The organism is Lysobacter yangpyeongensis (assembly GCF_042655745.1).
Lineage (GTDB): Bacteria > Pseudomonadota > Gammaproteobacteria > Xanthomonadales > Xanthomonadaceae > Agrilutibacter > Agrilutibacter yangpyeongensis.
Genome location: NZ_JBHSNM010000001.1, coordinates 922615 through 940745, shown reverse-complemented (window position 1 = coordinate 940745; position 18131 = coordinate 922615). Strand labels below are relative to the sequence as shown.

The window sequence follows — 18131 nt, the reverse complement described above, 5'->3', positions numbered from 1 at the left end:
AACCGCGATTCTACCGCGTCCGGCCGGGCACCCCGGCCATGAGAGCTGCCCGCGGTTCTGTCGTGTCCCGGCACGGGAGGCGGCGTAAGCTGCCTGCGGCAGGCAAACAGGGAGTGTGCAATGGCGAAGAAGGCCGCTGGATTCCGCGTGGAGCACGACAGCATGGGCGAACTGCGCGTACCCGCCGATGCGCTCTGGGGGGCCCAGACCCAGCGCGCGGTGCAGAACTTTCCGGTTTCCGGGGTGCCGATGCCGCGTGAATTCATCCGCGCCCTCGGTCTGGTGAAGGCTGCGGCCGCGGAGGTCAACGGCGGCTTCGGGTTGCTCGGAAAGATGGCCGCAGCGGCCATCCGTCGCGCCGCGCTGGAAGTCGCCGAGGGCCGACACGATGCGCACTTCCCGATCGACGTGTTCCAGACCGGTTCCGGCACGTCGAGCAACATGAATGCCAACGAGGTCATCGCGACGCTGGCGAGCCGGAGCGGCCGCGCGAAGATCCACCCGAACGACCACGTCAACCTCGGCCAGAGTTCCAACGATGTCATCCCGACCGCGATCCGCGTGTCTGCGCAGCTGTCCACGACCGAACAGTTGCTGCCGGCACTCAGGCATCTGCGCAAGACCATCGAGCGCCGGGCGGCATCGCTGCGCAAGGTGACCAAGACCGGCCGCACCCACCTGATGGATGCGATGCCGTTGACCTTCGGGCAGGAATTCGGTGCATGGGCATCGCAGCTGGCGTCGGCGCAGGCGCGCATCGAGGACGCGCTGAAGCGGTTGCGCCGGTTGCCGATCGGCGGCACCGCCATCGGCACCGGCATCAACGCCGACCCGCGTTTCGGCCGCGCGATGGCACGCGCGTTGTCGACGATGACCGGGACGCGATTCGAGTCCGCGGCCGACAAGTTCGAAGGATTGGCCGCGCAGGACGATGCGGTGGAGTTGTCCGGCCAGCTCAATGCACTGGCGGTGGCGCTGATGAAGATCGCCAACGACCTGCGCTGGATGAATTCCGGTCCGCTGGCCGGCCTGGGCGAGATCGAACTGCCGGCGCTGCAACCGGGCAGCTCGATCATGCCCGGCAAGGTCAATCCGGTGATTCCCGAATCGGTGGCGATGGTGTGCGCGCAGGTGATGGGTCACCACACGGCGATAACCGTCGCCGGGCAGAGCGGCAACTTCCAGCTCAATGTGATGCTCCCGCTGATCGCCTGCGACCTGCTCGATTCGATCCGGCTGCTGGCGAGTGCGATGCGGCTGCTCGCCGACTCGACCATCGCCGGCCTGCGCGTGCGCGAGGATCGGGTCCGCCAGGCGCTGGACCGCAACCCCATCCTGGTCACGGCGCTCAATCCGATCATCGGCTACGAAAAGGCGGCAGCCATCGCCAAGCAGGCCTATAGGGAAGGTCGCCCGGTGCTGGATGTGGCGATGGAACGCAGCGGATTGTCCGCGAAGGAACTGCGGCGCCTGCTCGATGCCCACACGCTGACCAAGGGCGGCATCCACGGCGGCGGTTCCGGCGGCTGAGACAGCGTCGCCAAAAAATGAAAAGGGGCACGCCTGCGCGTGCCCCTGCGGGAAGGCAGCGAAGGATTACTTGGCGGCCTTCGCAGCGGCTTCGAGCGGATTGCTGGTCCTGGCGTTGCCGGTCTTGTACTTGTCGACGAGCAGGCCGGCCTTGTCGAACTCGAACACCGTGGACTCGTTCACGTCGCCGCCGAAGTGGCGGATCTTGGTGAAGTCGTAGTACCAGGTCTGGTGGTCGCCCAACTGTTCCTTGCGGCCGGGGTGTCCGACGGCGGCGATGACATCGTCCTTCCTGGACTTGCCGACGGTGAGGGCGTCGAACTGTTCCTGCGTGATTTCGGTACCGCTCTTGTACGCGAGGAAATCCTTGATGCCGGCATGGGCGGAGGAACATGCCAGGCAAACTGCGAGCGCAGCGATGAGCTTCTTCATTGTCGTCCTTGTGAGAGTTGGCTTGGAGCCGGGAGCATTCCGTTGGCTGCCCGCACGAGGCAGCAGCGCCCCGGCGCAAGAAGCGTAACACGCGCCTACTCGATACACAGGGACGAAGCCGGACCCGCCGACACCGGCATGCGGCGAGTCCAGCCCGTCGTACAACGCTGATCAGTGCGTCTGCGACGCGGCGTCGGCGTCGGCGTCTTCGCTCGGTTCCTTCGCTTCGTCCTGACTGTCGTCCTGACCCACGGCCTGTCGGACGGTGCCGCGAACCGAATCGCGCACGGATTCGCGGATCGTCGAGCGAATCTCTTCCCGGATCTCGGACTTGGCCTGATGCGCAGTCGCCTCGTCGCTGTCCTTCATGCACTCGTCGATGTCTTCCTGGGTCATCGTCGCGTAAGGCTTGAACTCGGGCAGGGCGGCAGCGAGCTTCTGCTGCGTCGCCATCATGGCCGGCAGGCGGCCGCAGAGCCTCGCCGCTGCCTCCTTGATTCCGGCGGCTTCGGCTTCGACGGTTTTCTCGATGTCCTGCTCCGACTTGCCCGAGAAGATGCCCTTGAAGGCTTCACCCACTGCCTTGGCGGCAAGGTCGGCGCCCTGCACGCCGATTTCCATGCCGCTCTCGGCAACACCGATGACGTGCGCACGGTACTCCAGCAACACCGCGCGTTGTTCGGCATTGATCGCAACGGCCTTGCCGTCGATCAATAGATCGCCCTTGGGCGTGATCTCCGCTTTCGGGCGATCGTCCTTGCCGTCCTTGTCGCCACTGAAAATGCTGACACCGCCGTGCTTGTCGGAATTGATGTGGACCGTGTCGTTGAGGCCGATGTTCTCCGTAGCGAGCTTCTCGCGGGCTTCCTGGATTTCCTTGTTGACGAGCTTGCCCAGGGAACTGGTGGGCTGTGTCGTCGACGACGTGGCCGCGGGTTGCGCGGGCGTCTTGCCGGAGTCGCTGCACGCGGCCAGCGCGGCGACCAGAACGAGGGTGCCCATGGTGCGGATGCGGTTGTTCATTTGTCGTCCTTTCTCGGCGTCGGCGCTCAGCGCGTGGCCAGGTCTTTGCGGAGGTCGCGCTCGCAATTCCCGACGTCGTCGCTGTCGAGCGTCGCGTACGGCCGGAACTCGGGCACGCTCGCAGCCAGTGCCTGCTGCGAGTCGCGCAACTGCGGCAGGCGGTGGCAGATCTGCAACACCATCGGCTGGAGTTCCCGCTGCACCGTCGCTTCCACGCGGCGCTCGAGGCTGCCGGTAAGACCTCCCACGATGAGCCGGAACAGCGAGACGTCGGTGGCCTCGATGGCGAGCATCGCCGCCCGCTCGCCGGCATCGAGGCCGGTCTTGGCGATGCCGATGACCTGCGTGCGATAGTCCAGCATCTGCTGGCGTTGTCCGGCGTCGAGGGCGACCGCCTTGCCGTCGATCAGCAGGTCGCCGCGCGGAGTGATCTCGCCCTTCGGCAGATTGGCTTCCGTGCGCTCATGCTTGCCGAACTTCAGACCGTCGAGGGACAGGTTTTCACTGTCCAGATCTGCGCGCGCCTGCGCCATTTCCATCCTGACTTCCTGCCGGGCCTCGTCGAGATCCTGCTCGACTTCGCTCTTCACCGTCGCCGCCTGGGCAGCCAGCGGCGACAGGGCCATGGCGAGGGCGAGGGTTGTGATGTGCTTGCGGTTCATGGACATCCTCGTTTGTGGGGCCAGTGGTCAGAGGAGGGCTCAGCCCTCCTCCCTCCAGCGGCGCAGGCGGATCGCACCGTAGATCATCGCGACGCCGAGGATCGCGCCGATCCAGACATCGGCATGGGCCAGGACCTGCCAGCTCGAGCCGATGTGCAGCAGATTGGGAAGCTGGTCCGGGCCATGAACGTTCTCGAGTTCGGAACTGAAGGTCGGAGGAATCCAGCTGCCCGGCACCACGCTCAGCAGGCCGCGATACACCACCGTGTACCAGAGCCAGTCATGCGGGATATCCACCTGCGGGAAGATGCCCATGAAGCTGACCATCGTGCAGAACAGGATCGGAACCATCGTTGCCCACAGGAAGGGCACGCGGCGCGACCAGGCGGAACACAGCATCAGCCAGCCGAGGGTGGGGAGCGACCACAGCATCTGGACGGGCAGCGATACCAGGATGTTCGCCACGATGCGGAACGGGTGCGAGTTCACGATGATCCCGCCGGCACCGGGCACGCTGTTGACGGTCGTGGTCAGTGCGACGATCAGCCAGAACGCGAGTCCGATGATCAGGCCGATGGCCACGGCGACCAGCGGAGCGAGCACCAGTGCCCATGCGGCCTTGGACAGCACGATCTGGGCATCGGAGACCGGCATCGATTTCCAGAACAGGATGCTGCGGTCGCGGCGATCGTCGTAAAGCGATCCGAGCGCGTAGAAGAACACCACGAAAGCCAGTACCGCCATCGCCAGGCCGACGCCGGCGAGCAGCGCACCATCTCCGACGGCACCAAGGACCCTCGCTACTTCGGCGACATCGTCAGCATCGACGGAGTCGCCCATGCCATGCCGCCGGCCCATGATGGTGCCCGCGATGGCGGCGAGCGCGGCGAAGGTCGTGGCAATGCCGCCGACGATGATCGGCGCCCACAGGAAGCCGCCCTTGTTCTCCCAGAATTCGCGCTTGATCAGCAGCTTGAGCTTGTGGGTCGCGTGAGGCGGGGCCACCGCGTGGACATGAGTTTCAGCTACGGCGTTCATGCGTAAGTCCCCTTCATGGTGGCGACGAACAGGTCGGCCAGGCCCGGAGTGCGGGTTTCGCCCAGCGTGCTGAGCCGGCCTTTCTCGACGCCGTCGAACAACATGACGGTCTTGCCGAAGGGCAGGGCGCGTTCGTCGATGGGTTTGAGGCTGCGCGCTTCGGCGGCCTTGTCGCTGGCGACCAGCACTTCGACGTAGCGATCGGCGATGGTGTCCATGGGTGAATCGATGACGATCTTGCCGTCGCGGATGAACATCACGTCGGTAAGAATGTGTTCGATCTCCTCGACCTGGTGGGTGGTGACGATGATCGTCTTCTCCTCGTCGAAGTAATCCTCCAGCAGGCGCTGGTAGAACTGCTTGCGGTAGAGGATGTCGAGGCCGAGCGTAGGTTCGTCGAGCACCAGAAGCTTGGCGTCGATCGCCATCACCAGTGCCAGGTGCAGCTGCACGATCATGCCCTTCGACATTTCGCGCACGCGCAGTTCGGAGGTGAGCTGGGTATTGGCGAGGAAGCGCTCGCATTTGGCGCGGTCGAAGCGCGGATGCACGCCGGCGACGAACTCGATGGCTTCCTTCACCTTGATCCAGCGCGGCAGCACGGCCACGTCGGCAATGAAGCAGACATCGCGCATCAGGTCGTCGCGCTGGGTGCGCGGATCGCGGCCCAGGACCGACAGATCGCCTTCGAACGGGATCAGGCCGAGCATGGCCTTCAGCGCGGTGGTCTTGCCGGCGCCGTTGGGTCCGATCAGGCCGACGATTCGGCCGGTGGCAATCTGGAAGTTGGTGCCGTCCAGCGCGAGCTTGTTCTTGTAATGCTTGCGCAGGCCGCGGGCGAGGACGACAGGACGGCTTTCGGTGGCGCGGCTATCGGGCGCGCGGCTTTCGGCGGACAGGGATTCGGCGATGACGTTCATTGCGCACCACCCGTAGCTTCGGTCGCCAGCAACTCTTCGATCTTCAGCCCAAGGCGCTTGATGCGCTCGACGACCTGCGGCCATTCCTCGCGCAGGAACCGGTCACGCTCGTTGAACAGCAACTTCCTTGCGGCTTCTTCTGTGACGTACATGCCCAGACCTCTGCGCTTCTCGACGAGAGCCTCGTCCGCCAGTTCCTGGTAGGCGCGCGAGACGGTGATTGGATTGAGCTGATACTCGGCTGCGACCTGCCGTACGGAAGGCAGGGCGTCGCCGGGCTTGAGCAGGCCATCGAGCATCATGGCGATGACGCGCTCCTTCAGCTGGCGGTAGATGGGAGCGCTGTCGCTCCATTGGATTGCGGTCATGTCAGCCCCGCGGCAGGAAGGAGAAATACGGCATGACGACGGTCTGCCGGCGATGACGCAGGCCCTTGTGGGGCGCGCGCTGTTGGGGGTGGGCATCCATGCCTCCGTCCGCTTCGAGCGCCAGCGCGGAAGCGGCGGCGATTTCGGCGGACAGGGCGACGGCCTGGGTCAGCGAACCGAGATCGGCGCGCTGCATGGTCGAAGCGGTGATGCGGTCCTGCGTCGTCACGGGGGAAGTGCCGGCAGGCACCGCGACCATCAGGGCAATGGCCAGCGCGGAGCCGGAGGCAGTGACGGCGGAGAGCGAGTTGCGGAGCTTGCGGTTCATGGCGAACGTCCTGCTCGTTGGTAGACCGGTGTTGTATGCAACTATAACACCTAAACACACCCCGTCAACCGGCCGTGTACCCAACTGAAGGCATATCCCGGCGCGGGTCGCTGGAACCGGGGGAAATACCCTTTTGAATCAATTGCTTGGGTGATGACGCAGCCACGGCCCAGCTCGGGGCGGGGCCGCCTTGCCGGTCACTCCAGTGCCGCGGCACCCGCGAAAACTGCGCCGAAGGCCGCTTGCCAGTTTCGGGCGACATGCGGAGACAGCGACGGGATGTTCTGCGGGTAGCCGACGCCGGCCGTCGACGTCCGGCGAACCAATGCCTGTTGTGTGGCCGGCTCGGGCCTGGCGATGCGCCACTTGCGCATCCCGTCGCAATCCATGCTTTCGCATGAAGGCGGCACTGCTGCTGCATTGCCCATGTCGCGGTGGCTCGCGACAATAGCCGCTTCGCGCCGCGATCGTGGTGCGTCCCATCAGGAGTTTCCATGAAGCCCTTTCTGCGCGGCGTCGTCGCGCTGTTGACCACGGTGGCCGCCATGTCGGCCGTCACCGCTTCTGCCCAGGACAAGACCGTGCTGACTACCGATCGCGACAAAGCCAGCTACATGGTCGGCTCCGACATTGGACATTCGATCGCACCGGTGGGTCCGGACCTGGACATGGCCGCATTCGAGAAGGCCATCCGCAACGCTTTCGCCGGCGGCAAGCCGATGCTGACGCCCGACGAAGCCAGGAACACCGGACAGGCGCTGATGGCGCGCATCGCCGCGCGCAATGGTCAGCCTGCTCCCGACGGAAAGACTCCTGAAGTGGGCAAGGACAAGGTCGGCCTGCTGGTCGGCAGCGACGTCGGCCGCTCGCTCGCTCCAATCCAGGACGAAATCGACATGCCGGTGTTCCTGCAGGCCGTGCGCACGACCATGGCCAACGGCAAGGCGCTGCTGAGCGAGGAAGAGCTCAACGCCATCCGTGCGACGTTCTCGCAGAAGATGCAGTCGAAGCTGCAGGCGCGCGCCGCGGCGGCAGCGGAAAAGAACAAGGCGGAAGGCGCCGAGTTCCTTGCAAAGAACAAGGCGGAGAAGGGCGTGTTCACCACGCCGTCCGGCCTGCAGTACATGGTGCTGCGCCAGGGCGCCGGCCAGCGCCCGCGCGCGACCGATCGCGTGCGCGTGAACTACCACGGCACCCTGCTCAACGGCACCGTGTTCGACAGCTCCTACGATCGCGGCGGACAGCCGGTCGAATTCGGCCTGAACCAGGTGATCGCCGGCTGGACCGAAGGCCTGTCGCTGATGCCGGTGGGCGCCAAGTACCGCTTCTGGATTCCGGGCGATCTCGCCTATGGCGCGAAGGGAACCCCGGACGGCACCATCGGTCCGAACTCCACCCTCGTCTTCGATGTCGAACTGCTGGCGATCCTGCCGCAGTAAACCTTTCACGCACGAGCGGATCGCGCGCTGACGCGACGTTCAGCCGGGCATCGCCACGGTGCCCGGCTTCGCCCTTCGATATTCCAGGAGTTCCCCAATGACCCGTTTCAACCGCCGCGCTTCCGCGGTTCTCGCCGCGGCCGCCCTGGCTGTCACTGTCGCCGCCTGCAACAAGCCCGCCGACAAGCCCGCCGCCGATTCCAAGGCGGAGCAGGGCGCGCAGGATTTCGGTCCCAAGATCGCCGGCCTGCCGACCAAGAAGGACAAGGTCAGCTACATGATCGGCATGCAGATGGGCAAGTCGCTCGAGCAGGTGAAGGACGAGATCGACGTCGAGACCATCACCAAGGCGATCAAGTCGTCGGTGGCGGGCGAGAAGATGCTCATGGACGACAAGCAGGCGCAGGAAATCGCCGAAGCCTTTGGCCAGGAAATGCAGGCCAAGCAGATCGCGAAGATGATGGCCGAGGCAAAGAAGAACAGGGAAGACGGCGTGAAATTCCTCGCCGAGAACGCCAAGAAGCCCGGCGTGAAGACGACGCCGTCGGGACTGCAGTATCAGGTGATCACGGAAGGCACCGGTCCGAAGCCGAAGGACAGCGATGTCGTGAAGGTGCACTACAAGGGCACGCTGCTCGACGGCAAGACCTTCGACAGCTCCTACGACCGTGGCACGCCGGCGACCTTCCCGCTCGGCGGCGTCATTCCGGGCTGGCGCGAAGGCCTCGCGCTGATGCCGGTGGGCAGCAAGTACAAGCTGTGGATCCCCGGATCGCTGGCCTATGGCGAAGCTGGCACGCAGGGCGGCCCGATCGGTCCGAACGCGACGCTGGTTTTCGAGGTCGAGCTGCTCGAGATCGTGAAGGAAGCGCAGGCGAAGTAAGCCGCGGCGTGCCGTGCAGGCGACTGCGCGGCTTCACCGGGAGTGGAGCCGCCATTGCGTAAGGTCGCGGGCCGCGTCGGCCCGCGACGAAACAGGCGGAGCGCCCTGGCGCGTTTCGCACGTCCCACCTGCAAGAGCAAGGTAAGGAAAACGACTTCATGCGCGTCACCATTTTCGGAACCGGTTACGTCGGCCTCGTCACCGGAACCTGCCTGGCCGAAGTCGGCCACGACGTCGTCTGCGTCGACATCGATGCGGCGAAGGTCGAAGGGCTGAACAACGGGATCATCCCGATCTACGAGCCGGGGCTCGAACCGATGGTCAAGGCTAACCACGCTGCGGGACGCCTGAACTTCACCACCGACGCCGCCCGCGCGATCCAGCATGGCAACACGATCTTCATCGCCGTGGGCACGCCGCCGGACGAGGACGGCAGCGCCGACCTCAAGTACGTGCTGGCGGTGGCCAGGACGATCGGCCAGAACCTGTCGCGTCCCGCGGTGATCGTCGACAAATCGACGGTTCCGGTCGGCACTGCCGACAAGGTGCGCGCGGTGATTGCGGCCGAACTTGCGGCGCGCGGTGAAAACATCGAGTTCGATGTCGCCTCCAATCCCGAATTCCTGAAGGAGGGCGATGCGGTCAACGACTGCATGCGCCCCGATCGTATTGTCATCGGTGCCGGCAACCCGGCGTCCATCGAGCAGCTCAAGCGCCTGTATGCGCCGTTCAACCGCAACCACGAACGCATCGTGGCCATGGACGTGCGTTCGGCGGAGCTGACCAAGTACGCGGCGAACGCGATGCTGGCGACGAAGATCAGCTTCATGAACGAGATGGCGAACATCGCCGAACGCGTGGGCGCCGATATCGAGCATGTCCGCCACGGCATCGGCTCGGATCCGCGCATCGGTTACAGCTTCATCTATCCCGGCGCCGGCTACGGCGGCTCCTGCTTCCCCAAGGACGTGCAGGCACTGGAACGCACGGCGCGGCAGCATGGCTACGTGGCGCAGATCCTCGAAGCCGTCGAAGCGGTGAACGGGCGCCAGAAGCATCGCCTGTTCGAGCTGATGATGGATCACTACGAAGGCGACCTCGCAGGCAAGACGGTCGCCGTGTGGGGCCTGGCGTTCAAGCCGAATACCGACGACATGCGCGAGGCGTCCAGCCGGACGCTGCTCGCGCGCCTGTGGGAAGCCGGCGCCAGGGTCCGTGCCTACGATCCCGAGGCCCGCGACGAGGCCCGGCGCATTTTCGGCGAGCGCGACGACCTGCTGCTGTGCGATACCGCCCGACAGGCGCTGGAAGGCGCGCATGCACTGGCCGTGGTCACCGAGTGGAAGCAGTTCCGCAGCCCCGATTTCAACCGCCTGGAGGCCACGCTGGCCGACAAGGTGATCTTCGACGGGCGCAACCTGTACGAGCCGCACGAAGTGGAACAGTCGGGCCTGGCCTACTACGGTATCGGCCGCGGCCGCTCCGTCCGCGGCAACGGGATGGACTGAACGGGTTCGAACATGATTCCCGAAGAACTCCAGCAACGCCTCGCCGACCTGGAAACGCGCCTGGCTTTCCAGGAGCAGGCGCTGATCGAGCTCAGCGACGCGCTCGCGGCCGCGCGCGACGAGGAAGCGCGCACCGCGCTGCTGCTGCATCGCGCGCTCGAAGAGCTCAAGGCCATGCGCGCTACGCTTTCCTCGGCACCGGTGACGGGCGATGCTTCGCTGGAACCGCCGCCGCCGCACTACTGAACCATCCGCGAGAACGTAACAAGCAATGAGCGACAGCCTCCGCGATCAGCTGCTCGGCCTCGGTTTCAAGCCGTCACCCAAGCCCGAGCGCCCCCAGGACAGGAAGTCCGGTGCACCGCAGGCCCGACCACACGGCAAGCCGGCGGGCGGGCGCCAGCAGGAGCGCGCCGCTGGCAAGCCGCAGCAGCGTTCCGGGCACAAGCCGGGCGCGAGACCGGCCGGTCGCCGCGACGAGATGGACCTGGCCAAGGCCTACGCCCTGCGCGCGCAGCGCGAAAAGGACGAGCGCATCGCCGCGGAAGCGGCGAAGCAGGAAGAAGCGCGCAAGCGTCGCGAAGCGCGCGCGAAGCTGGCAGAACTGGTGAAGGACAAGGTCCTCAACGTCGCCGATGCGGACATCGCGCGCCATTTTCCCTACGGCGGCAAGATCAAGCGCATCTACGTCACTGCCGAACAACTCAAGGCGCTCAATGCCGGCGAACTGGGCGTGCTGCAGCTGGACGGGCGTTACCTGCTGGTGTCGGCTGAGCTCGTCGCACAGGCGCAGGAAATCTTTCCTGCCGCCATTGCGCTCAAGGTCGATCCGGACGCACCGGCTGAAGACGATCCCTACGCGGATCCGAAGTACCAGGTACCCGACGACCTGGTCTGGTAACGCGCGCGCGTAGGCTGCAGCACGGCTGCATCAGGGTGTGATTGCGCGTAAGGCGCGCCGTACCTTCGATATTCCCAGGTCGCGGATCAGGCGATGCGAGGCGTGCGGCAGGGGCGACTCGTCGATGTCGTGCGGGGCCACGTTCTTGCCGTGCACGCCGGGCAGGAACTGGATGCCGGCGGCGGCATAGCAGTGCTGGACCATCGCCGAACAGTACAGAGCCCCTTCCCGCGCAAGCAGGTTGTCGCGCATGCGCAGGCGCGTGCTGTGCATCGCCAGCAACGTGCCGGCCAGCTCGCGCAGCGAATAGCTCGCCAGGCCCGATAGCAGATCCAGCGCGGCGACCTGCACCTTCTGCGTCTGTCCCTCGTCGAGATGGAAGTCGAGGATCGCCAGGTTCGGGAACGCTTCGGCATCGAAGTACCTGGACGCGCGGTTCTCCTGCACGCCCAGGCGCACCTGGCGGAAGCGCACGTCCAGGTCGGATTCGATCACCCACCACTGGCCGTCGCGGCGCCGCTCGCTGAAAAGGAACGCATGCGACCACAGGCTGCGATGGCCGTCCGCGGTCAACGGTGCCTGGGCCTTGCGAATCAGCTTGTTGATCGGATCGGTGCCGCCGCACAGGCCGATGCGACCCGGTGCCGCGTGCTGTTCGATGAAGTCGGCGTTGCTCGATTCCGTCATGTCGGTGGCAATGGGCTGGGTGGCTGACGGTTCCCTGGGCGGCAACCGGTGTCCGGGATCCTAGTCGAGAGCGCGCTGGCGCGACACCAGCGGGAACCCGGCTCGGTGCCGGGACTCAGGCCGTCACTCGGGGTCGTAATCCAGATTGGACGCCAGCCAGCGTTCGGCCTGGGCGAGCGATACGCCCTTGCGCCGGGCGTAGTCCTCCACCTGCTCCTTCGACACCCGGCCGACGACGAAATACTGGCTGCGCGGATGACTGAAGTAGTAGCCCGACACGGCGGCGGCGGGATACATCGCGAAGCTCTCGGTGAGTTTCACTCCCGCGTTGCGTTCGGCGTCGAGCAACCGGAACAGCGTGGCCTTCTCGCTGTGCTCCGGACAGGCGGGATAACCCGGTGCCGGGCGAATGCCGCTGTATCGCTCGTCGATCAGGGCATCGTTGTCGAGCGCCTCGTCGGGGGCGTAGCCCCAGAACTCGCGGCGCACGCGTTCGTGCAGGCGTTCCGCGAAGGCTTCGGCGAAGCGGTCGGCGAGCGCCTTGAGCAGGATCGCGTTGTAGTCGTCGTGCTCGGCCTCGAAGCGCGCGACATGCTCTTCGATGCCTATGCCCGCGGTGACCGCGAATCCGCCGATCCAGTCCTGCCGGCCGGACTCCTTCGGCGCGATGAAGTCGGCCAGGCAGAAGTCCGGCCGATCCGCCGGCTTGTCCGCCTGCTGGCGCAGGAAGCAGAACGTGGCAGGGCCCACGTCGGTTTCGACTACGACATCGTCGCCGACCGAATTCGCCGGCCACAGCGCGAACACCGCCTTCGCCCGCAACCACTTTTCATTGACGATCCGCCGAAGCATCGCCTTCGCGTCGCGATACAGCTCGCTCGCCTGCGCGCCGACGATCTCGTCGCCGAGAATCGCCGGGAATTTGCCCGCCAGCTCCCAGGTGTTGAAGAACGGCGTCCAGTCGATGTAGCCGACAAGTTCGGCCAGTGGATAGTCGTCGAACACGTGCAGCCCGGGCTGCTTCGGCATCGGCGGGGTGTACGCGTTCCAGTCGCCGTCGAACTTCTGGCCGCGCGCCTTCTCCAGCGACACCAGGCGTTTGCCGTCGCCGCGCTGCCTGTGGCGCAGGCGGATCTCCGCGTAGTCGGCGTCGTTGGCGGCCACGAACGGTCCGCGCAGATCCGCGCTGATCAGCGACTGGGCCACGCCGACCGCCCGCGAGGCGTCCTTCACCCACACGGTCGGCGCCTGGTAGTGCGGATCGATCTTCAGCGCGGTGTGCGCGCGCGAGGTCGTCGCGCCGCCGATCAGCAGCGGCATCTCGAATCCCTGCCGCTGCATCTCGCGCGCGACGTGGCTCATTTCTTCCAGCGATGGCGTGATCAGGCCGGACAGGCCGATCAGGTCGGCGTTTTCAGCTTTCGCTCGATCGAGGATGACCTGCGCCGGCACCATCACGCCCAGGTCGATGACCTCGAAGTTGTTGCAGGCGAGCACCACGCCGACGATGTTCTTGCCGATGTCGTGCACGTCGCCCTTGACCGTGGCCATGACGATCTTGCCGTTCGACTTGCCGGAGTCGCCCGTGCGCTGCTTTTCGGCCTCGATGAAGGGCAGCAGGTAGGCCACGGCCTTCTTCATCACCCGCGCCGACTTCACCACCTGCGGCAGGAACATCTTGCCGGCGCCGAACAGGTCGCCGACGACGTTCATGCCGTCCATCAACGGGCCTTCGATGACGTCGAGCGGGCGGGCGGATTGAAGTCGGGCCTCCTCGGCGTCGGTCTCGATGTACTGGTCGATGCCGTGGACCAACGAATGGCTGAGGCGTTCGCGCACCGGCTTCCCACGCCAGGCCAGGTCCTCCGCCTTCTTTTCCCCTTTCTTTCCCTTGTAGCGGTCGGCGATCTCGAGGAGCCGCTCGGTGGCATCCGCGCGACGGTTGAGGACGACGTCCTCCACACGCTCGCGTAGCAGCGGATCCAGGTCGTCGTACAGGGGCAGGGCGCCTGCGTTGACGATCCCCATGTCCATGCCGGCCCGGATCGCGTGGTACAGGAACACGACGTGGATCGCCTGGCGCACCGGCTCGTTGCCGCGGAACGAGAACGAGACGTTGGAGACGCCACCGGACACGTGGCTGTACGGATGCCGCCGCTTCAGTTCGCGGCAGGCTTCGATGAAGGCGACCGCGTAGTCGTTGTGCTCCTCGATGCCGGTGGCGATCGCGAACACGTTGGGATCGAAGATGATGTCCTCGGGCGGGAAGCCGACCTGTCCGGTCAGCAGGCGATAGGCGCGCGAGCAGATTTCGACCTTGCGTGCGACCGTGTCGGCCTGGCCTTCCTCGTCGAAGGCCATGACCACTACTGCCGCGCCATAGCGCCGCACGAGCCGTGCCTGGCGCAGGAACTCGGCTTCGCCTTCCTTCATCGAGATCGAATTGACGATGCCCTTGCCCTGCAGGCATTTCAGGCCGGCTTCGATCACGCTCCACTTCGAACTGTCGACCATCACCGGAACGCGGGCGATGTCCGGCTCGGCCGCGATCAGGTTGAGGAAGGTCACCATCGCCTGCTCGGAATCGAGCAGACCCTCGTCCATGTTGACGTCGATGACCTGCGCGCCGTTTTCGACCTGCTGGCGCGCGACGACGATGGCTTCGTCGTAGCGGCCTTCGAGGATCAGCTTCTTGAATTGCGCGCTGCCGGTGACGTTGGTGCGCTCGCCGACATTGATGAAGTTCGACTCGGGCGTGATTTGCAGCGGCTCCAGACCGCTGAGGCGGGTCTGGCGGGAGAGGGTGGCGGTCATCGGCTGGTTCTTGCCCTCATCCCTGCGACAGCAGGGATCCGGCCGTTTGCCTCGCGGGCACGCGGACGAAAGGCGCCGGGTTCCTGCGTGCGCGGCAACGAAGCGAACGATGGCGCGAGGGCACTCATGCCGCGGACTCCAGCCGTGGCAACGCCCGCGGCGGCAGTCCGCGCACCGCATCGGCGATGGCCGCGATGTGTTCCGGCGTGGTGCCGCAGCAACCGCCGACCAGGTTGAGCAAACCGCCCTCGGCGAAGCCGCGCAGGTCGGCCGCCATGTCGGCCGGCGTCTCGTCGTAGCCGCCGAAGGCGTTGGGCAGGCCGGCGTTGGGATGCGCGCTGACGTGGACGTCGGCGACCTGCGCCAGCACGTCGATGTGCGCGCGCAGTTCCTTCGCGCCCAGCGCGCAGTTCAGGCCGATCGACAAGGGCTGGGCATGGCGCAGCGAATACCAGAACGCCTCCGCGGTCTGGCCCGAGAGCGTGCGGCCCGAGGCGTCCGTGATCGTGCCGGAGATCATCACCGGCAGGCGCGCGCCGCGGGCCTCGAAGGCCTCCTCGATCGCGAACAGCGCGGCCTTCGCATTGAGCGTGTCGAAAATCGTCTCGACCATGATCACGTCCGCGCCGCCGTCGATCAGTCCTTCAACGGCTTCGCGGTAGGCCATGCGCAGTTCGTCGAAGGTGATGGCGCGGAAGCCGGGGCGGTTCACGTCCGGGCTCAGGGAAGCCGTGCGGCTGGTGGGGCCGAGCACGCCGATCACGAAGCGGGGCCTGGCGGGATCCCTGGCCTCCATCGCGTCGCAGGCCTGTCGCGCCAGTCGCGCGCCGGCCTCGTTGAGCTCGCGAGCCAGATGCTGCAGGCCGTAGTCCTCCAGAGAGATTGCGGTGGAATTGAAAGTGTTGGTCTCGATCAGGTCGGCCCCGGCTTCGAGGTACTGCGTGTGGATGGCGCTGATGATTTCGGGGCGGGTGAGACTCAGCAGGTCGTTGTTGCCGCGCTGGTCGCGCGTGCAGCCGCAGCCGTCGCCGTGGGCATGGTCATGCTTCGGGCGGTGCTGGTCATAGCCGTTGGCGAATCGCGCGCCGCGGAAGTCGGCTTCCTGCAGGTCGTGCTGTTGGATCATCGTGCCCATCGCACCGTCGATGACGAGGATGCGCTCGCGCAGCAGGCGCTGGAGCAGGTCGACGCGGTCGGGATGGAGCCACGGAAGTACGTTCATTTCAGTTCTTCTTCGCCTTGCGGGTTACGCCGGCCTCTGCTGCCTTGCGCGCCATCAGTGCGATGACCTCGAAATGCGGCGGGCGGCGCTCGCGCGTGACCGCTTCGCTGCTGATGATGTCGAGGCCGGCCTTGGCGACGAATTTCTGCAATTCCTTCTCTGTGAAGCCCAGGTTGACGTGGCCATAGGCCTCGACCACCTGGCGGTGCTCGTGCCGGGCGAGGCTGGTCAGCAGCAGCCGGCCGCCCGGGCGGAGCACGCGTGCGGCTTCGAGCACGGCCTGGGCGGGATGTTCGGAATAGGTGAGCGCGTGCATCAGCACGACCAGGTCGAACTGCGCGGCGCCGAACGGCAGTGCGTGCATGTCGCCCTCGCGCACTTCGACGTTTTCCAGCTTGCGCAGCCGTTCCGACGCGGCCAGCACGACCTTGGTGCTGGAATCCAGGCAGACGTACCGGTTGGCGTGCGGGGCCAGCAGTTCGGCGAGCACGCCGTCGCCCGAGGCGATGTCCAGCACGTCGCCCGGTTGCAGCAGCGGCAGCGCCGAGCGCGCGAGCGCCTCCCAGGTGCGTCCGGGCGAGTAGTGGCGTTCCATGTCGCCGGCGACCGAGTCGGCCCAGTTCTGCTCGCTGGCGCGCGCCGCCAGCACCGCGGCCACGCGATCGCGGTCCTGGCGCAGCAGCGGATCGTCGCTGCCTTCGCGCAGCGTCTGCCACAGGGCGAGTTGGGCGGCGTCGAGGGCGCCCTCGTCGAACCGGTAGTAGGCGGAGACCCCGGAGCGGCGGTCGCGGACGAGTCCCGCCTCCTTCAGCTTGGACAGGTGGGTGGAGACGCGCGGTTGCGCCAGCCGCGTGATCGCCGAGAGTTCGGCGACGGTGAGCTCCTCGCGTTCGAGCAGCGCGAGCAGACGCACCCGGGTGGCGTCGGCGAAAACCTTGAGGCGGGAGGACCAGCCTTCGAGATCCATGGGAAATGTCCTTTTATCGACGTATCGCGATATAGCGATAAGTGTGCGGCCGCGGGCGTGGGCGGGTCAAGCGAGGGCAGCCGAAAAGGTGGGGTTATTTCGCCGCGGCGGCTACAATTCGCGTCTTCGCCGAGTCACAGAAGGGTACCGACGTGGATTTCCGCTTCACCGAAGAGCAGTTGATGATCCAGGACGTGGCGCGCCGCATCGCGCAGGAGAAGATCGCGCCGAGCGCCGAGCACCACGACCAGACCGGCGAATTCCCGCTGGAGAACATCCGTACCCTCGGTGAGAACGGCCTGATGGGCATCGAAGTGCCGGCCGAATACGGCGGCGCGGGCATGGATCCGATCAGCTACGTGCTGGCCATGATCGAGATCGCCGCCGGCGACGCCGCGCATTCGACGATCATGTCGGTCAACAACTCGCTGTTCTGCAACGGCATCCTGAAGTTCGGCACCGAGGCGCAGAAGCAGCTGTACGTCCGGGCCATCGCCGAAGGCCGCGAGATCGGCGCCTTCGCCCTGACCGAGCCGCAGTCGGGCTCGGATGCCACCGCCATGCGCTGCAAGGCGGTGAAGCAGGCCGACGGCACCTACGTCGTCAATGGCAAGAAGAGCTGGATCACGTCCGGCCCGGTCGCCAAGTACATCGTGCTGTTCGCCATGACGGACCCGGACAAGGGGGCACGCGGCATCACGGCGTTCCTGATCGACACCGCCAAGCCCGGTTTCCACCGCGGCAAGACCGAGCCCAAGCTGGGCATCCGCGCCTCGGCCACCTGCGAAATCGAATTCGCCGATTACGTCGTGCAGCCGGACGAGGTGCTCGGCCAGGAAGGCGAGGGCTTCAAGATCGCGATGGGCGTGCTCGACGCCGGCCGCATCGGCATCGCCTCGCAGGCGCTCGGCATCGCCCGCGCCGCCTACGAGAAGACCATCGAATACGTGAAGGAGCGCAAGGCCTTCGGCGCGCCAATCGGCACGTTCCAGATGACCCAGGCCAAGATCGCCGACATGAAGTGCAAGCTCGACGCGGCCACGCTGCTGACCTTGCGTGCGGCCTGGCAGAAGGGCGAGTTCGAAAAGGGCGGCGCGCGCTTCAGCAACGAAGCCGCCATCGCCAAGCTGATGGCGTCCGAAGCGGCCATGTGGATCACCCACCAGGCCGTGCAGATCCACGGCGGCATGGGTTATTCGAAGGAAATGCCGCTGGAGCGCTACTTCCGCGACGCCAAGATCACGGAAATCTACGAAGGCACCAGCGAGATCCAGCGCCTGGTGATCGCGCGCAACGAAACAGGATTGCGCTGATCCAGTTGTCCCGAGGGCCCGCGGTAGCACCGCGGGCCCGATTGCTTTGCATCGTCATTTGCGTATTTGCACTAACCCACATCTAACGGATCGGAT

At 65.9% G+C, this 18131-nt stretch carries 19 protein-coding genes; 7 read left to right on the top strand and 12 right to left on the bottom strand.

What is annotated here, in order from left to right; all coding sequences use genetic code 11:
- Positions 1-120 precede the first annotated feature (120 nt).
- Positions 121-1530 (top strand): class II fumarate hydratase, encoded by a 1410-nt coding sequence (locus ACFPN1_RS03910; protein ID WP_386753172.1) that lies wholly within the window; start codon positions 121-123, stop codon positions 1528-1530.
- Between the two features lie 66 nt (positions 1531-1596).
- On the opposite strand, the gene bamE is transcribed toward ACFPN1_RS03910, so the two are convergent.
- From bamE to ACFPN1_RS03870, 8 genes are all read right to left on the bottom strand, one after another.
- Positions 1597-1962, bottom strand: coding sequence for an outer membrane protein assembly factor BamE domain-containing protein (bamE, locus tag ACFPN1_RS03905; protein WP_386753171.1), 366 nt, complete (start codon positions 1960-1962; stop codon positions 1597-1599).
- Between the two features lie 171 nt (positions 1963-2133).
- On the bottom strand, positions 2134-2985 hold the full coding sequence (locus ACFPN1_RS03900) for a YggN family protein (protein WP_386753169.1): 852 nt from the start codon (positions 2983-2985) through the stop codon (positions 2134-2136).
- Between the two features lie 26 nt (positions 2986-3011).
- A complete protein-coding gene (locus tag ACFPN1_RS03895) occupies positions 3012-3647 on the bottom strand; it encodes a hypothetical protein (protein WP_386753167.1) in 636 nt (211 codons plus the stop codon).
- A 39-nt stretch (positions 3648-3686) separates the two neighbouring features.
- The gene (locus tag ACFPN1_RS03890) at positions 3687-4685 is read right to left on the bottom strand and encodes an ABC transporter permease (RefSeq protein ID WP_386753165.1); all 999 of its coding nucleotides are present in this window, start codon (positions 4683-4685) and stop codon (positions 3687-3689) included.
- Entirely contained in the window at positions 4682-5605 is a 924-nt protein-coding gene (locus tag ACFPN1_RS03885; protein WP_386753164.1) for an ABC transporter ATP-binding protein, read from the bottom strand. The genes ACFPN1_RS03890 and ACFPN1_RS03885 overlap by 4 nt, the downstream gene beginning before the upstream one ends.
- Positions 5602-5973 (bottom strand): GntR family transcriptional regulator, encoded by a 372-nt coding sequence (locus ACFPN1_RS03880; protein WP_386753162.1) that lies wholly within the window; start codon positions 5971-5973, stop codon positions 5602-5604. Before ACFPN1_RS03880 ends, ACFPN1_RS03885 begins: the two co-directional genes overlap by 4 nt.
- A gap of 1 nt (position 5974) precedes the next feature.
- Positions 5975-6301, bottom strand: coding sequence for a hypothetical protein (locus ACFPN1_RS03875; RefSeq protein WP_386753160.1), 327 nt, complete (start codon positions 6299-6301; stop codon positions 5975-5977).
- A 197-nt stretch (positions 6302-6498) separates the two neighbouring features.
- On the bottom strand, positions 6499-6675 hold the full coding sequence (locus ACFPN1_RS03870; RefSeq protein WP_386753158.1) for a hypothetical protein: 177 nt from the start codon (positions 6673-6675) through the stop codon (positions 6499-6501).
- Positions 6676-6795: 120 nt separating this feature from the next.
- Here ACFPN1_RS03870 and ACFPN1_RS03865 point away from each other — a divergent pair, with 120 nt between their 5' ends.
- The 5 genes from ACFPN1_RS03865 (at position 6796) to ACFPN1_RS03845 (ending at position 11032) form a co-directional block, all read left to right on the top strand.
- The gene (locus tag ACFPN1_RS03865) at positions 6796-7740 is read left to right on the top strand and encodes an FKBP-type peptidyl-prolyl cis-trans isomerase N-terminal domain-containing protein (RefSeq protein ID WP_386753156.1); all 945 of its coding nucleotides are present in this window, start codon (positions 6796-6798) and stop codon (positions 7738-7740) included.
- 97 nt (positions 7741-7837) lie between these two features.
- Positions 7838-8623 carry an FKBP-type peptidyl-prolyl cis-trans isomerase gene (locus ACFPN1_RS03860; protein WP_386753154.1) on the top strand — a complete coding sequence of 262 codons (786 nt, stop codon included), beginning with the start codon at positions 7838-7840 and terminating at the stop codon, positions 8621-8623.
- A 158-nt stretch (positions 8624-8781) separates the two neighbouring features.
- Positions 8782-10131: a UDP-glucose dehydrogenase family protein gene (locus ACFPN1_RS03855; protein ID WP_386753153.1), complete on the top strand. Its 1350-nt coding sequence runs from the start codon at positions 8782-8784 to the stop codon at positions 10129-10131.
- Positions 10132-10143: 12 nt separating this feature from the next.
- The gene (locus ACFPN1_RS03850) at positions 10144-10377 is read left to right on the top strand and encodes a SlyX family protein (protein ID WP_386753152.1); all 234 of its coding nucleotides are present in this window, start codon (positions 10144-10146) and stop codon (positions 10375-10377) included.
- A gap of 25 nt (positions 10378-10402) precedes the next feature.
- On the top strand, positions 10403-11032 hold the full coding sequence (locus tag ACFPN1_RS03845; RefSeq protein ID WP_386753150.1) for a DUF2058 domain-containing protein: 630 nt from the start codon (positions 10403-10405) through the stop codon (positions 11030-11032).
- 30 nt (positions 11033-11062) lie between these two features.
- Here the strand turns inward: ACFPN1_RS03845 and ACFPN1_RS03840 are convergent, their stop codons facing one another.
- From ACFPN1_RS03840 to ACFPN1_RS03825, 4 genes are all read right to left on the bottom strand, one after another.
- Complete coding sequence (locus ACFPN1_RS03840) at positions 11063-11719, bottom strand: hypothetical protein (RefSeq protein ID WP_386753148.1); 657 nt, start codon at positions 11717-11719, stop codon at positions 11063-11065.
- 123 nt (positions 11720-11842) lie between these two features.
- Complete coding sequence (gene metH / locus ACFPN1_RS03835) at positions 11843-14533, bottom strand: methionine synthase (RefSeq protein ID WP_386753146.1); 2691 nt, start codon at positions 14531-14533, stop codon at positions 11843-11845.
- A 124-nt stretch (positions 14534-14657) separates the two neighbouring features.
- Complete coding sequence (locus tag ACFPN1_RS03830; RefSeq protein ID WP_386753145.1) at positions 14658-15755, bottom strand: homocysteine S-methyltransferase family protein; 1098 nt, start codon at positions 15753-15755, stop codon at positions 14658-14660.
- Position 15756: 1 nt separating this feature from the next.
- Positions 15757-16722, bottom strand: coding sequence for an ArsR/SmtB family transcription factor (locus tag ACFPN1_RS03825; protein ID WP_386753143.1), 966 nt, complete (start codon positions 16720-16722; stop codon positions 15757-15759).
- 116 nt (positions 16723-16838) lie between these two features.
- Between ACFPN1_RS03825 and ACFPN1_RS03820 the strand changes: the two genes are divergently transcribed.
- Positions 16839-18035 (top strand): acyl-CoA dehydrogenase family protein, encoded by a 1197-nt coding sequence (locus ACFPN1_RS03820; protein ID WP_386754024.1) that lies wholly within the window; start codon positions 16839-16841, stop codon positions 18033-18035.
- Positions 18036-18131 lie beyond the last annotated feature (96 nt).